Annotated in this window: 19 protein-coding genes and 1 pseudogene; 4 read left to right on the top strand and 16 right to left on the bottom strand. The window is 41.0% G+C overall.

The features are described 5' to 3' along the window. Window positions 1–12: 12 nt before the first annotated feature. From HC723_RS08605 to HC723_RS08575, 9 genes are all read right to left on the bottom strand, one after another. A complete protein-coding gene (locus HC723_RS08605; protein ID WP_190338777.1) occupies window positions 13–789 on the bottom strand; it encodes a DUF4311 domain-containing protein in 777 nt (258 codons plus the stop codon). A gap of 70 nt (window positions 790–859) precedes the next feature. Continuing rightward, window positions 860–1,156 carry a DUF4312 family protein gene (locus HC723_RS08600; RefSeq protein ID WP_190338776.1) on the bottom strand — a complete coding sequence of 99 codons (297 nt, stop codon included), beginning with the start codon at window positions 1,154–1,156 and terminating at the stop codon, window positions 860–862. 18 nt (window positions 1,157–1,174) lie between these two features. Then, window positions 1,175–1,537 carry an SFCGS family glycine-rich protein gene (locus HC723_RS08595; protein ID WP_190338775.1) on the bottom strand — a complete coding sequence of 121 codons (363 nt, stop codon included), beginning with the start codon at window positions 1,535–1,537 and terminating at the stop codon, window positions 1,175–1,177. 1 nt (window position 1,538) lies between these two features. Beyond that, window positions 1,539–1,886 carry a PRD domain-containing protein gene (locus HC723_RS08590; protein WP_342365698.1) on the bottom strand — a complete coding sequence of 116 codons (348 nt, stop codon included), beginning with the start codon at window positions 1,884–1,886 and terminating at the stop codon, window positions 1,539–1,541. A 456-nt stretch (window positions 1,887–2,342) separates the two neighbouring features. Beyond that, window positions 2,343–2,621, bottom strand: coding sequence for a hypothetical protein (locus HC723_RS17330; RefSeq protein WP_203218760.1), 279 nt, complete (start codon window positions 2,619–2,621; stop codon window positions 2,343–2,345). Window positions 2,622–2,702: 81 nt separating this feature from the next. Then, window positions 2,703–3,053 (bottom strand): BamA/TamA family outer membrane protein, encoded by a 351-nt coding sequence (locus HC723_RS17325; protein ID WP_203218759.1) that lies wholly within the window; start codon window positions 3,051–3,053, stop codon window positions 2,703–2,705. Next, window positions 3,050–3,505, bottom strand: coding sequence for a hypothetical protein (locus HC723_RS17320; RefSeq protein ID WP_203218758.1), 456 nt, complete (start codon window positions 3,503–3,505; stop codon window positions 3,050–3,052). The genes HC723_RS17325 and HC723_RS17320 overlap by 4 nt, the downstream gene beginning before the upstream one ends. A gap of 146 nt (window positions 3,506–3,651) precedes the next feature. Further along, window positions 3,652–4,026: an AzlD domain-containing protein gene (locus HC723_RS08580; RefSeq protein ID WP_153448633.1), complete on the bottom strand. Its 375-nt coding sequence runs from the start codon at window positions 4,024–4,026 to the stop codon at window positions 3,652–3,654. Window positions 4,027–4,037: 11 nt separating this feature from the next. Then, window positions 4,038–4,832, bottom strand: coding sequence for an AzlC family ABC transporter permease (locus HC723_RS08575; protein ID WP_153448634.1), 795 nt, complete (start codon window positions 4,830–4,832; stop codon window positions 4,038–4,040). A 299-nt stretch (window positions 4,833–5,131) separates the two neighbouring features. On the opposite strand from HC723_RS08575, the gene HC723_RS08570 reads away from it, so the two are divergent. From HC723_RS08570 to HC723_RS08560, 3 genes are all read left to right on the top strand, one after another. Beyond that, entirely contained in the window at window positions 5,132–5,512 is a 381-nt protein-coding gene (locus tag HC723_RS08570; RefSeq protein WP_153448635.1) for a Rid family detoxifying hydrolase, read from the top strand. 52 nt (window positions 5,513–5,564) lie between these two features. Further along, window positions 5,565–6,839 carry an L-cysteine desulfidase family protein gene (locus HC723_RS08565; RefSeq protein ID WP_190338774.1) on the top strand — a complete coding sequence of 425 codons (1,275 nt, stop codon included), beginning with the start codon at window positions 5,565–5,567 and terminating at the stop codon, window positions 6,837–6,839. A gap of 291 nt (window positions 6,840–7,130) precedes the next feature. Further along, complete coding sequence (locus tag HC723_RS08560; protein ID WP_190338773.1) at window positions 7,131–7,790, top strand: helix-turn-helix transcriptional regulator; 660 nt, start codon at window positions 7,131–7,133, stop codon at window positions 7,788–7,790. Between the two features lie 188 nt (window positions 7,791–7,978). Here HC723_RS08560 and HC723_RS08555 read toward each other — a convergent pair whose 3' ends face one another. The 7 genes and pseudogenes from HC723_RS08555 to HC723_RS08530 all read right to left on the bottom strand — a co-directional run bounded on the left by HC723_RS08555 (window position 7,979) and on the right by HC723_RS08530 (window position 12,919). Further along, window positions 7,979–8,470: a ferritin family protein gene (locus HC723_RS08555; protein WP_190338772.1), complete on the bottom strand. Its 492-nt coding sequence runs from the start codon at window positions 8,468–8,470 to the stop codon at window positions 7,979–7,981. A 92-nt stretch (window positions 8,471–8,562) separates the two neighbouring features. Beyond that, window positions 8,563–9,477, bottom strand: coding sequence for a 4Fe-4S binding protein (locus HC723_RS08550; RefSeq protein WP_190338771.1), 915 nt, complete (start codon window positions 9,475–9,477; stop codon window positions 8,563–8,565). A 14-nt stretch (window positions 9,478–9,491) separates the two neighbouring features. After that, complete coding sequence (locus tag HC723_RS17435) at window positions 9,492–9,887, bottom strand: iron-sulfur cluster-binding protein (RefSeq protein WP_238925432.1); 396 nt, start codon at window positions 9,885–9,887, stop codon at window positions 9,492–9,494. Next, window positions 9,878–10,333 carry an FAD-binding oxidoreductase gene (locus HC723_RS17430; protein WP_238925431.1) on the bottom strand — a complete coding sequence of 152 codons (456 nt, stop codon included), beginning with the start codon at window positions 10,331–10,333 and terminating at the stop codon, window positions 9,878–9,880. The genes HC723_RS17435 and HC723_RS17430 overlap by 10 nt, the downstream gene beginning before the upstream one ends. Next, window positions 10,333–11,382: an anaerobic sulfite reductase subunit AsrA gene (asrA, locus tag HC723_RS08540; RefSeq protein ID WP_190338770.1), complete on the bottom strand. Its 1,050-nt coding sequence runs from the start codon at window positions 11,380–11,382 to the stop codon at window positions 10,333–10,335. The genes HC723_RS17430 and asrA overlap by 1 nt, the downstream gene beginning before the upstream one ends. Window positions 11,383–11,443: 61 nt before the next feature. Then, window positions 11,444–11,617: pseudogene (locus tag HC723_RS17300) on the bottom strand (SAM-dependent methyltransferase); the annotation flags it as partial. Window positions 11,618–11,983: 366 nt separating this feature from the next. Next, a complete protein-coding gene (locus HC723_RS08530) occupies window positions 11,984–12,919 on the bottom strand; it encodes a hypothetical protein (RefSeq protein WP_190338769.1) in 936 nt (311 codons plus the stop codon). 447 nt (window positions 12,920–13,366) lie between these two features. Between HC723_RS08530 and rbsD the strand changes: the two genes are divergently transcribed. After that, the gene (gene rbsD / locus HC723_RS08525) at window positions 13,367–13,786 is read left to right on the top strand and encodes a D-ribose pyranase (RefSeq protein WP_190338768.1); all 420 of its coding nucleotides are present in this window, start codon (window positions 13,367–13,369) and stop codon (window positions 13,784–13,786) included. Window positions 13,787–13,797: the final 11 nt, after the last annotated feature.

The following is a 13,797-nucleotide window of genomic DNA, read 5'->3' as shown; positions in this document are numbered from 1 at the left end:
CATATTTCCCCTTTATTGACCGCTAATAACGTTATGACTGTGTTGTAACCAAGTCGGAATACTGATGTGGAACGAATGCAACATTTCCATATCAAAGCCACGGAAGTAACCACTCATCACAAACAACACAATCACGGCTGTTAACATGGTTTTCGTCACTTTATTCCAACCGCCATCTTCTACGCCTTTACCGATCAATATGCCTAACACCAAACCAGGTACCGCATTTCCCATGATCATTTGTGCTAAACCGCCAAATATGGTGGCCCAAAAGCCCGATTTTTTGCCCGCTTCGATGGCTGCTAACCAAAAGATCACCGGCATTGCCAAGTTCACTAAGTTATTTGCCGCCGGTACCAATACATTGACCGCCGTATCTTTTAAAGAATCAGGCACAGCCGAAGCGGTACTGTTTAAAAAAGCCACCACAATCATGCCGATAATGCCGCACGCAATACCCATTTTTTTAGGGTCGTAGAGGGTTTCAGTAATATTGCGGTTTTTCACCAGTAATGCTGCTACGCCCCAATGCGGGATAATGCGATGGTCAACATCTTGAGTAAATGCACCCGCTGCCACAGAAGATGCCCAAGCATTAAAGAAGAAACCTAAACCAAATGAGAAGTGAGAGACAGGTTCGCCTTCACAAGAGTTCAACTCTCCCAAAGTACGGAATGCTCCCATACCTTGAACTGTAGGCGCATGGAACATACGCGCGGCACCAACACCGATGGCAACGCCCACTAAACCACCAATAATTAACGATTGGATTAAAATTGTAAAAAACATACTTCGATACCTTAATATTTAGGTTTCAGTATTTATTCAAGACTCAGCTGTCAGCTGGTCTTGCTTGATTTTAAATCTGTTTAAAATCGATACTATCTAGTTCAAATAATGTCACATCAACCATAACGTCTAATGTTATAAAATAGGTTTCAACCACTCGTGGTAAAAATAAAAATAAGAACCGTTCTTTTTTTATTTTTACTTCGGATTTAATAACATCAACATTAACCGGCTCAATACGAAGAATAATATTTTCATTATCTTTTAATATTTCAGACTGTACTTTGCCAATTGCATTGATAAATGCTTCTTTTGCATTTTTACCTTGCCCTTGTAATGTGATACTTATTTGACTAGATTTTTTCATAATATGAACTCTGCGTTATTAACTGCAATGTTTGGCGATATACGCTTCGACTAGTTTCTGGCCTAATTCTTCAACATCGTTAAAACCAAAACCCAATACATTGTAACCACTGTTAATTGCCGCTACGCCTTCTTGAATAGAACGCATACCGTATTTTGCTTTGTAACCATGCTTCGTTTGCGCAGTAATCGCACCTGCGCCGCCACTGCCACAAAAAGAGATACCTAAGTCAGCGCCTTCTGCTTTCATTACATCACCCAACTTCATATCTGCAGCCATGCCAGCAATTACAGTCACATTTGCACCAGCCGCTTCTGCGCCTGCACCCACTTTTTGGCCTTTACCTAGACGATCGCCAATGACTAATTTAATCTCAGACATTTTATTCTCCAATTTCACTTGTTAATTCGTTCTCTTTCGCTACTTCGAAATGAACAGATAATAAATAGGTTTCTTCAAAGGCAATGTTTTTTACCGTTGAAACAATTTGTTTTGCTAATTCATGTGACAATTCAGAAATTTCTTCAAACATTTCAACTTCAATTTCTGGAATTGATTCACCAGTATGAGAACGAACTACCATAGCTTTAAGATGAACAAAAAGCATTTGTTGTTGGATCTCATCTGGAAAAATTTTATTTTCTTTTAACAATAAGACCGAGCGATTGAATAATTCATCAAACTCCGGTTTTAATTGTTCTTCATTTATTTCGATAACTGTATTAGTCACGGACCTCTCCAAATACGACATGATTTTTGAAAGCAAAGCCATCGTATATTTTTGCAAAAAAACGAGTAGAGAGACTTTTTCCAGTTGCAAGTGGAAATGCAACTGGAAATAAAACGACGAGAGTGTGGAAGTGAAAAAAATCACTATCTTCACATTGACCAATAGCAAATAATTACCTGGTAAGCAATTGTTTTTTAACTGTAATTTTTAAGGTACAACAACCTAAGAGGAAACGCTAAATTTAGGGGGAATTAAAAGAATTGAAGTGGAAATACTCAATTTCACTCAACAAACGACGTATTCTCCCTTTATCAATTCTGTGACTTGGCTCTAATATTAATATTCGACTCCCCCCTTTGCGAGCGGCAAATAAAGCACAGCCTCACCACAATCAAGTAGTAAGGCTGATAAAGAGGACAGTCGAAGGCGTGAAGAAAGAGAGTAAGTCTTAAAAACTTAAAACCCCGTACAGACATTAAAATAAAACGCGCTGTCATCATCACTAAAAGCAATATCAACTCCGGTTCTTAACCCGAAGCGGCGAGCAATGAGATAACGGAAACAAACCCCATAAGCCCATTCTGATTCATGGTAGAGATCATCAAAGTTATCACCCGCTGAGCCTACTCCAACAAAGCCTTGCACCGTCCAGCGTGATGCAACTTGCCACATAAGTTGAGATTGTACCGTACTGATGTAGTCACCTTGATAACGATAGCGCGCAGTGCCACGCAATTCGATATACGGCCTTGCTAATGGAGGTAAGGTATCATCTTCCCCTGTGAGAGACTGGTAGTTAGTGGCCAGTCCTAGGGTCTATTTTGTCGCCAGAGGAATAAAAAATTGACCGTTAATTTCGGACGTGTCGTAATCGTAATCACTGCCAAAGGCATCGCAGTAAAATTGATATTCACCGGTTACCTGCATGCCGCTGGTTGGGAAAAATAAGTTATTACGAGTATCGAATTCTGCTACCACGCCTAGAGCGGATGAGGTGCTGTCTTCACCCAGTAAACCTTTGATGATTTTATCGGCGGTTTTTTCTTTCGCGCCCAGTTCACTGTGAAACCACATTTGTGATATGCCAACATAAAGTGGTGTCTCGGCCACTCTAATTTGTAGCTTTTGCTTATCACCAAAGCCTTTGGTCTGGCTTTCAAAGCTCACGCCTTTTTTAACACCAAAAGCATTGAAGCCTTTATAAATATCCATATTAACATGGGCATACCGCCAAAATAGCGAATACGATCATCTAACCAAGTATGCCTATGCCCTATTCCAGCAAACCAAGTACCGTTTTGAGTGCCGGCAGCACCAGCAATGGTAAAATTAGGCGGCAATAGTTTCGCACCACCATCAGGGGATTCTAACGCCATTTTTTTACGCTTGGTTCTTGCCTCTTTGGATTCATTTAAAAATAGTCCACATAATCTGGCGCCATAACCAATTGCAGGCTCAGTTAAAATAACCGGAATAGGCATAAAAGCATAAGGGTTCTCGGCGATAACTTCCCCCATATCAAATGCCCCATCCATTGGATCAGTAAAGGACGCAGCTTGAACGGTAGGTTCAATCACTAAAGCGGAAACGAACAGAGAAGAAAGTAATAAAGGTTTCATTGGTGGCGACACTTAGGGTCCTTGGATTAAAAGCTGAATAACAGGATGGTTAAACTACAAATCATAATAACAAAATTTACAATTTTAAAACGAAAAAAAGCCTCATCAAATCAATGATGAGGCTTAATAATAGAACGGTTTATCAATTAACCAAGATAAGGCGCTAAGAAATGCGTCATTGGACCTAAGTATGCTTCAAAGAAAATCAATGATGCTAAGCCACTCACGACTACCCAAATCAAACCAAAACGTAAGCTAACCAAAGTACAAACAATCGCGGCCCATACTTTGGGGTTATGTAAGTTAAACTCTAAGTGTGCACCGGTTCCTAAGATCTCAACCGCAATGATTGCAGGTAAAACGGTCACCGGCACAAAACGTAATGTTTTCTTAAAGCGTTCTGACATATTAAATTTGCCAGCCATACCAATAACAGAAAAACGAACTGCAAAAGTCGCAACTGCCATCGCAAATGATAATAAGATAACGTAATGGCTAGTTAATAGTGATGATGTATGCATGTTGATATCCTCTATTCGGTTACAGTTTTAGTGAAACAAGTCGCATCTTCTGACTCAACAGTATTACGCTCTAACGCTTCTTGTTGTAATTCAAGTTTGGCTTGTGCTTTTGCCTCTTCTTGCATTGCTTCTGTTGATAAATCCATACGGTAACCCGCATACACACCCACAACTGCAGCAACTACAAGACCTAACGAGTAAGGAAGGCCCGATAGTAAAATACCCGTTACCGTTGCAACCACAGCAGCAACGATACATTCGCGATTTTTCACTTGAGGAATAACAATCGCAATAAAAGCGGCAACCATGGCGAAATCTAAACCATAGCTAGCTATTTGAGGGAACGATGAACCCACCATTGCACCAAGGAAATCCGCCACAACCCAGTTGATCCAGAAACCCAACATGACCGCTAAGTAATACCAATGACGATTTGGTTTTTCTTCTTTCATCTCTTGAATAGAAGAAGCATACACTTCATCAGTTAAGCCGTAGGCCATAAACATGCGCATCGGCAGCGAATATTCTTTTACATGATCAGAAAGCGAAGCACTGTAAAGCACATGACGAAGGTTGATGACAAAGGTCGTTAACATAATCACTAGCATTTCACTAGATGATTGGACTAAGCCTAGTGCGACCATCTGGGCAGAACCGGCAAACACAGTCATTGACCACATTGTACTTTGGAAAACGGTCATACCCGCATTGATACTGACCGCACCGACAATAAAAGAAAACGGAAAGGCGCCAACGCATAATGGGAATATCGATTTAAGACCCGCTTGTATTAGTTGCTTTTTCATACTGCTCACTTAATAGCTTAAAGTTAAAATTTATTTGCAATTTATTATTAAAAAAGAAAAAGGTCCGTCTATCTTCTGGTGTTTATAATAGCCGAAAATTATCTTTTGCACATTGATTTGAAAAAATAAAATATACCACCCGTCACAAAATCACTAAAACGTGACGAATAACAACAACTTATGGTGATAGATCATTTACAAAAACATTGTTTTCACCAAACTAAAAGCAAAATAATTTGCAAATCATTCAAATAAAAAACTAAACTACAGTTGAACCTAAACTGACAGGATAAAAAATCATGACTAAAGTAATTACTTCTCAATCAGCTCCAGAAGCTATCGGTCCATATTCACACGGCAACCTTTACGGCGACCTTATCTTTACTTCTGGTCAATTACCGGTATCTAAAGCCACTGGCGCAGTAGCAGAAGGCGGTATCAGCGAGCAATCTCGTCAGTCTTTAGAAAACCTAAAATCGGTTATCGAAGCAGGTGGCGGTAACTTAGACACTGTATTAAAAACAACATGCTACCTATCAGACATTTCTGATTTCGCTGCATTTAACGCAGTTTATGCAGAATTTTTCAAAACAGATTGCCCAGCGCGCAGCTGCTTTGCAGTAAAAGATTTACCAATGGGTGTGAAAGTGGAAATTGAAGCTATCGCTCACCGCGCTTAATACATCGTACTGACAAAAAATATAACGATAAACGATATAAGAGGTCTCCCCTATGAATACCCAATGGAATCAATACAAAGCAATCATCAATTCAGTCGTTAAACCAGCCCTTGGTTGTACTGAACCAATTTCAGCCGCTTACGCTTCTGCTGTTGCCGCTGATCTTCTTGGTGAAAAACCAGAGCGTTTGCACGTAATGGTGTCTGACAACCTTTACAAAAACTCAATGGGTGTTTTTGTACCGGGTACTGGTCAAATTGGTTTACCGATTGCGGCCGCTGTTGGGGCGATTGGGGGAAATCCAGAAGCGCTTTTAGAAGTATTAGCACAAATCACATCAGACGATGTGACTCAAGCGGTTAGCTTTATTGAAGCGGGTAACGTAACAGTTTGTCGCGCTGACGTTGAAGAATTCATCTACTGTAAAGTAGAAGCATTTGCTGGCGACAAAAAAGCATTTGTTGAAATCAGCGGTGGCCACACTCAAATCGTGACTAAATCTTTAAACGATGAAATCACTTTCCAACAATCAGCTGAAACCGCGCAATCTACCGGCTCTATCTGTGATGGTGTGGACATTAGCGTAGAAAAAATCTACCAGTATGCCACTCAAGCGGATTTCAATGACATCAAATTTATTCTAGAAGCGGCGACATTAAACTCTAAGCTTTCAGAAGAAGGCCTCAAAAATCCATACGGCTTAGAAGTGGGTCGTACCATTGAAAAAAGCATTCAAAGCAAACTGCTTGGTGACGGCCTTGCCAATAACATCATCATGTTAACGGCTGCGGCATCGGATGCTCGTATGGGCGGCGCAACATTACCGGCTATGAGTAATTTCGGCAGTGGTAACCAAGGTATCGCGGCGACTATCCCTGTGGTAGAGGTGGCGAAACACTACAACTCAAGCGAAGAACAACTTGCTCGCGCATTGATCATGAGCCATTTAGGTGCGATTTACATTAAATCTTACTACCCACCACTGTCTGCATTCTGTGGTAACACCGTCACCAGTGCGGCTGCTTCTATGGCATTGGTTTACCTTGCGGGCGGAACTTTTGAGCAATCTTGTCACGCGATCCAAAACGTACTAAGTGATTGTTCTGGTATGGTTTGTGACGGCGCAAAATCAACCTGCGCAATGAAAGTTAAGACCTCAACCAGCGCAGCGGTAACTGGCTTTATCATGGCGCTAAACAGCCAGCAAGCTCAAAGCCAAGGCATCGTGGCACAAGATGTTGAGAAAAGTATCCGTAACGTAGGCCGCATGGTCACTATGGGTATGACAGACACCGATGCAACTATCATCGATATCATGTCGGCTTAATATGGTTTGCAATCGCGGTCACTATTGTCAATGATGTTCTGACTGTTGATTAAACACCAATATGACTTAAAGCCGCCGTTAAATGGCGGCTTTATTGATCTTGCACTTTTTTGTATCAATACTTTATTGCTACTATATACCCAAAGTAATTGAAGTTGCAGTGAGGCGGCAAGTAAACGAAGCCCCATGAGCTTAGCTTGCCTAAGTGATTGGGGTGAGTTAGCGCAGCCAATAAAGCTGCAGCTTCAAGTAAGACGGGTATAAAAACAATAGATAACGAATGGAGTCCCTATGTATAAGCTAACCCCAACCGACCGCGAAATTTTACATGCGATGGAAACTATGGTCGATGCCATAGCCACCATGTTTGGGGAGCATACTGAAGTGCTGCTACATGCGTTAGATGAAGATGATCCTTGCGTAACCAAAATCGCCAATGGTCACATCACCGGGCGAGAAGTCGGCGCGCCAATCACTAACATTGCGCTGCTAAAACTGGAAGAAGGCTACGATGTTTCCTCGCCTTACATCACCAAAAGTAGCGACGGCAAAACCTTACGTTCTTACACCACCATTATTCGTAATTCATCCCAACAAGCAATTGGCCTTATTTGTGTCAATTCAAACCTTGATGCCCCTTTTCAGTCGGTCATGCAAGCACTGCTGCCGGGTATTCCTCACTATCATGAAGGCAATATCACCCCTGAAGTGTTCGCGAAAAGTAACAGTGATGCCATGCTTGATACCATCCATTCGGTGCGTGATAACGTACTAGCCAACACCAACATTGCCCCATCGAAGAAAAACCGTGAAATAGTGACCGAACTCTTTGAGCTTGGTGTATTTGATATTAAAGACAGTGCCCAAATCGCCGCCACCGAACTCGATACTTCGGTGCATACTATTTACCGCTACTTGCGCCAATTGCGTGATGAAGAAGTAGTCGTGTGATATTTCTCGGCTAATTATTGCTTAGTAACGTATTGATCATTTCATTCTGCCCTTGTACATAACTGCCCAAATGAGCGCTGTAATGTTGTGAATTGGCAAGTTCCACTACTTGAGTGAGGTCGGTTGGAAACGTGCGTTTACATTTAAGATCGTCAATTGAAATCCATTCAATTGCTTGAATAAATCACTTAAAACGCATTAATCGCGATTTTATCCGCATAAGTCGTTAAGATTTTGATATGCGAGTGCTCTTCTGTAATGATTTCATCAAGCTTTTCTGAGCCTTTCACTTCTGGCACAAACTCTTTGATGCGTGAGTAGAACAAAATTGCATCTTTCTCTTTATTGATGGCAAATTTCAAGATACTAAGCATATCGTTAAAGTCGGCATCGCCATCAAACAATGACTGCATTTGAGCAAACGAGCGGCAATAAGCACTGGCTTCGTTATTGGGATCAAACACCGGCGCTTCTTTTTCATTACAGCCTAATTCTGCGCGTAATTCTTTGAAAAATGATTTATGGGTAAGTTCAAACGATGCCAGTTTGAGTAAGAAGTCACGATTTTCTTGGCTTTCAACTTGCTCTGCCGCTTTCACGTAGAAATCATAGCTTTGTTTTTCGATCTCTTCAGCCATGATCAGCACTTCATTAGCATTAGCATTAAAATTAATAATCATAATATTATCCTTTTATCCCCTATCGCCTCTTAAATTCACATTGAAGTGGATAACCTCAGACGTAGGGGATATTTCTGGTTTAAATTGTGCGTTTAGTGCGTACCTTTTACGTGCATATCGGCTACATACTCGTCTTCAGCCCAGTAAATACGTTCGGCAACCATGGCTTCTGGGTTGAGTTCCACCCCACGCAATACGCGCTCTTTAAATTTCATGTAACCTGCACGGTCAATTAAATGCCCCATGTGTAAATACACAGGTTCACCTTTTAGCATTTCTTCTTCAAACGCTAAGATATTTTTGATCACGCCTTGGATCACATCTTCTGTTACCCATTTAAGGAAAGTTTTACCTACGCGTGGGGTTTTCTTAGAAGTACGACCGCCTAATTTCACCATATACAGTTGTTTAGCATCGCGTTGCCAAGCCATCGTTGGGCATGCCAACACACATTCGCCACAACCAATACAACGCGAAGCATCAAAGGTCATTTTAGCAATACCAATAATACCGACATCGGTCATGTGAGCTTTAGCACAATCATTTGGGCAACCTACTGACACGATTTTTAAGTGATAAGGCTGACCATAAATCAATTTTTCAGCACGTTGCGCCACCGCGGTTGCATCGGTATTGGCCTTTTGACAAATACGACTGCCCTGACACGCCACCACGTTAAGGCCGGCAATGCTTTGGTAACCCGCTTTGGTGTCTTCAACATCGACATCACACATATCAATGCTGATATCTTTAATAAACGGTTCCAGTGCTTTGTTAACCGCATCAATATCTTGATAACGAATACCCGGCATCGCTAATTTTTGACGAGTGGTAAGGTGAATAACGCCATTACCCCAAGTTTCAGCAATGTTTTGCGCCACAGACAATAAATGCGCCGGCATGATCCCACCCGGAACCCGCACACTGATCATGCACTCTCCACGAACTTTAGACAGACGAAAATCACCTTTAGCACGCGTTTTAATAATATCTACATCTAAACCCATAATGTGTTCCTCACCTAGTCAATCATGTCTTCTGCTTGATCAAAACGGAACACAGGTCCGTCGACGCAAACGTATTTATCACCAATGCGGCAATGACCACATTTACCGACTGCACACGCCATACGACGTTCGTAATCAACCCAGATTTGCTCTTTGGTTAATCCTTTGGCCAGCCGCCCTTGCACAGTAAATTTGATCATGATTGGTGGACCGACCACGATGGCTTGAATTGCATCGATATCAGAAAAATCTAAGCTATCTAGGTGTTGAGTCACAAGGCCTTGATGATAAAAAGCGTCATCATCAGCTTCATCTAACGTGGCGATCAAGTTTTGCACTTTATCCCACTGATGTAATTCTTCTTTATATAACGCGGCTTGCTTGTTTTTAAAGCCGAGGATCATATCCATTTTTTTGGTTTCATTCGGATTTTGGCAAAATGATTCATTAAGCCTTTCACCGGAGCAACCCCAGTACCACCGGCCACCACGATCATGTGTTTGCCTTGATATTCTTGCATCGGGTAACCATTACCATCCACGCCACGCATCCAAACACTGTCGCCAATGTTTAAATGGAACAGTTTATCTGTCACTTTACCGACGTTACGGATCATCAAATCAACATACCCTTCGCCGTGATCAGACACTGAAATTGGCGCTTCGCCCACCATCGGCAGCGAGACTTCAACAAATTGACCGAAGTGGGTATCAAAGTCTTTTTCAACTCGGAAGTTCCACTCGTTGTCCGTGTGTTTGATGATGTCGATAATACGATATGCTTTGGGCAAGAGTTTGTTTTCTTCGTGATCATGATCGTGACAATCACAGTCTGGGCATTTATTTTCGCAAGTCATTATTTCTCTCCTTCGGCAGCAAGTTCTGCTGTGACGGTATCGGTCATGTTGTTGATAAGGTTGCTAAATGAAATATATTGTGGGCAGCGATCATCGCAACGACCACAACCCACACACATGTTGTTTTCACCTTGGCGCGCTTTGTAATCATTGACTTTATGCAATGCGCGGTAACGTAGACGCTCGCCATGTTTGTTGCGGAAATTATGACCACCCGCCATGTCAGAGAAACCATCCACCATGCAGCTCGACAATTGACGACGACGTTCACCGAATTTTTCATTTTCTTCATACGCCACATCGAACACGCTGTAGCATGAACAGGTTGGGCACGAAGTGGTACAACGACCACAGGCGATGCAACGCTTATCAAATTCATCCCACATTTCATGATTAGTAAAAATTTTTCGGATCACTTTTGGAGAGTCACACACGGAATCGGGCGTGCACACCACTTCTTTATTTTCTTGCACAAAGCTAGCTGCAAACTCAATATCGCAACCAATCTCATCAAAATAACTGACGAGATCTTGATCTTTAATTTCAATCGATACGCCTTGGTCATCAAAACGGACTGAAGCGGCGTAATCTTGGGTTTTATTGGTACCCATTGAGACACAAAAACAGCTATCAAAACTGCTCTTGCATTCAAGTAAGACAATTTTTAGTTTGGTGCGTAGACGTTTGTAGTAAAAATCTTCATTACCACCATTTTTTAAGTACATGTTATCCAGACGCTTTAAACCATGAATATCACAAGCGCGAGCAAACACGATGGTGGGTCTTGGATCGATGGTCGATTGCTTTAATTCAGAGCCATTAAAATGAAATAACGTCTCGGTCACAGGGGTAACCACTTCATTGGGTGAGAAGTGGGATTTCTCTTGCCAAACAATATCGTCAGTCTGAGTGATATCGCCATAAACAATATTATCGGTGTGAGCAAAACGGCCACCAAATACTTCTCTGACTGGCGCTTTAATTTGGTAATTAGGCATTAACTGCTTAATCACCTTATCAAACTCAGTATTGGTTAAATATTTAGACATATAAATTCTCTCTATAAAAGATTATTAATTGGTATATTCGAATTCGGTTAATACTTTTTCACGCCAGGCTAAGAATTTGTGGCGAAACCAGATTATTAAACACCACTACATCCGCTTTTTGCAAGATGCCATAGGCTTTTAAGGTCAATAAATTAGGACCACCAGGGCCGGCACCCACTAATGAGACATTATATTTTGCGCGATCATGTGTTTCATTAAATAGGGTTGATTTTATATCGATGTTTATACTTGTATTATTAATGAGACTACAATCAGAGTGACGCGTTAATACATTAATAACATTGCCTTAAATTTGACTTAGCTACAATATACGCCTCAGATTGGGTTAAACACCTTGAATAAAGGTGTGTATTGATTGAAATAAATTTATTACGTTTTCAATTTTATACTCGATGTTAATTAATACTTAACGATTTTAAATTTAAGACTTGCATCACATTTATTCTTTTCATCTTTCTATTAATATAAAAAAACCGCCGTGATTTTGAACTTGAATTCAAAAATCACGACGGTCTATTTTTTATTTCCAGCTTGAGGAGCTTTAACGTTGATTTTCAACGAACAAGCTAGTACAACAAGTTTACATCCAAGCCTCTCGATTCAAATCAAACTGAGCAATCCATTTATCATCGGCTCGAGCGGCAAGATACAATTGCAAACCATTAAACAACTGAAATGCTTGAACTCCGCCTAAATGCGCAAATGCATCAAAGAATTCATCTTCTGCTTGTTCGAGTTGCTCTAAGGTTTCAATATCATTATCTAGTGCCCACTCAATCGCTTGTGGCTCTGCTACCGCTTCTCCCATGTCAATTGCAACCAGTTGATATTGATTTTCTTTTACGCTGTTATCCGCATGAATTTGTTGCGTGTCGAGCTCTTGCTGTTCGATCTCATCAATGATTTTTATGATCTCATAATGACGTGCTTTACGATTAATTTGGCTAATTTTCAGTGCATAACTAAAGCGTTGATAACCGACAACGTTCAACACGCCTTCAAACAGCGTGGTATTTAACCCTTGCGCAGCGCAATAATAATTCATACACGCTTCTTGACTGGCAAAGCGCACGCCATCGAATTCAAAACCAGCGCTATCATCATAGCCAATTGCAGAGCCCGCAACGGTTAAATCCCAGCCAGCATAACGCACTCGTTCATTGGCGATTTGATACATGGCCCATGCGCTGCGGCTAAAACCCTCAAAAATTGAGCCTTCAAAGCTGGCTTCTTCCAATTCTTGTTTAGTCCAATTTAACCCAATACCTAAATGCTTGGCGTACACCTTCATTAAACGCTGCTTAATATAATCACGATGCTGCCAAATCGAATTGCAATGCTGCTGCACCGGAAAAGTTTGGCATTCAGCGCAAATCGGCACAGAGATCGGCTGATGAGTGCAAAGTTTCACATTTCTCATCGCCAGTGGAATATCGAGCATATCCGCTGCAGGTTCACCACAAAACCAGCAGGTATGACGATAATTAAAAGGAATGTCGATAGGTTCAAAGTTCATAAGCGCTCTGGTTTGAATTAATAGGGTGCGGTGCTTTTCAAGATAGGTGTCATCTTACTTGAAACTGACTTTTTGAAAAGACTAATCATTGAGTACATAACGCGTACTTCTGCCGCTGGCACTGGTTTTTTGTAAACCTGATTAGATTACATCTATTAATCAAATCATAAGATGATGCGAATAGAGAGTTTATTCGCATCATTGGCCGTTTAGCCTTACTTTTTACAATCATATGCTCATAAAAACGTCTCATTTATAACTATACCAAAATGAAATCATGAATAAATTCTTGTGATTATGATCACCACTACAGTCTGCCATCGAAACGTTTCGATGATCTATTTCACAAAACGTATATGACACTAATGCTTTTTGATAATCAGCCACTACACTTCATCGAAACGTTTCGCTCACATTGCAACAGACTTTATAATTAGGTTTATCCATATGAAAAAAAGCGTCCTACTACAATCAGAATTTTCTCACTTAATTGCCACACTTGGTCATACCGACGAAGTGACTATTTGTGATGCTGGATTACCCATTCCTTCTAACGTGAAAAGAATTGATTTAGCTCTCACCCATGGTGTGCCAAGCTTTGCTCAAACCGTTGATGTTTTCTTAAAAGAATCTCAAATCGAAGGTGTCATCTTAGCAAACGAGTTCAGGCAAGTTAGCCCTAATGCCCATGCTGATATCTTAAGTAGAATTAAACAAGAAGAAGAAATTTCAGGAAAACAGATTCGAGTCACTTATCTATCACATGAAGATCTAAAAATTAAAACTAACGACAGTAAGGGTATTGTAAGAACAGGTGAATGTACCCCTTATGCAAACGTAATATTTCAGTCTGGTGTAACTTTTTAAAGCGAGGAATG

Origin of the sequence: Vibrio sp. S11_S32, assembly GCF_014694465.1 — a bacterium.
Lineage (GTDB): Bacteria > Pseudomonadota > Gammaproteobacteria > Enterobacterales > Vibrionaceae > Vibrio > Vibrio algicola.
This window is presented reverse-complemented; position numbering and strand designations above follow the sequence as displayed.

Bases quoted from the DNA above. Each gene is read 5' to 3' on its own strand.
- HC723_RS08605 (WP_190338777.1), bottom strand. From the start codon at position 789: ATGTTTTTTACAATTTTAATCCAATCGTTAATTATTGGTGGTTTAGTG.
- HC723_RS08600 (WP_190338776.1), bottom strand. From the start codon at position 1,156: ATGAAAAAATCTAGTCAAATAAGTATCACATTACAAGGGCAAGGTAAA.
- HC723_RS08595 (WP_190338775.1), bottom strand. From the start codon at position 1,537: ATGTCTGAGATTAAATTAGTCATTGGCGATCGTCTAGGTAAAGGCCAA.
- HC723_RS17320 (WP_203218758.1), bottom strand. From the start codon at position 3,505: ATGAAACCTTTATTACTTTCTTCTCTGTTCGTTTCCGCTTTAGTGATT.
- HC723_RS08580 (WP_153448633.1), bottom strand. From the start codon at position 4,026: ATGCATACATCATCACTATTAACTAGCCATTACGTTATCTTATTATCA.
- HC723_RS08575 (WP_153448634.1), bottom strand. From the start codon at position 4,832: ATGAAAAAGCAACTAATACAAGCGGGTCTTAAATCGATATTCCCATTA.
- HC723_RS08570 (WP_153448635.1), top strand. From the start codon at position 5,132: ATGACTAAAGTAATTACTTCTCAATCAGCTCCAGAAGCTATCGGTCCA.
- HC723_RS08565 (WP_190338774.1), top strand. From the start codon at position 5,565: ATGAATACCCAATGGAATCAATACAAAGCAATCATCAATTCAGTCGTT.
- HC723_RS08560 (WP_190338773.1), top strand. From the start codon at position 7,131: ATGTATAAGCTAACCCCAACCGACCGCGAAATTTTACATGCGATGGAA.
- HC723_RS08555 (WP_190338772.1), bottom strand. From the start codon at position 8,470: ATGATTATTAATTTTAATGCTAATGCTAATGAAGTGCTGATCATGGCT.
- HC723_RS08550 (WP_190338771.1), bottom strand. From the start codon at position 9,477: ATGGGTTTAGATGTAGATATTATTAAAACGCGTGCTAAAGGTGATTTT.
- HC723_RS17435 (WP_238925432.1), bottom strand. From the start codon at position 9,887: ATGGATATGATCCTCGGCTTTAAAAACAAGCAAGCCGCGTTATATAAA.
- HC723_RS17430 (WP_238925431.1), bottom strand. From the start codon at position 10,333: ATGACTTGCGAAAATAAATGCCCAGACTGTGATTGTCACGATCATGAT.
- asrA (WP_190338770.1), bottom strand. From the start codon at position 11,382: ATGTCTAAATATTTAACCAATACTGAGTTTGATAAGGTGATTAAGCAG.
- HC723_RS08530 (WP_190338769.1), bottom strand. From the start codon at position 12,919: ATGAACTTTGAACCTATCGACATTCCTTTTAATTATCGTCATACCTGC.
- rbsD (WP_190338768.1), top strand. From the start codon at position 13,367: ATGAAAAAAAGCGTCCTACTACAATCAGAATTTTCTCACTTAATTGCC.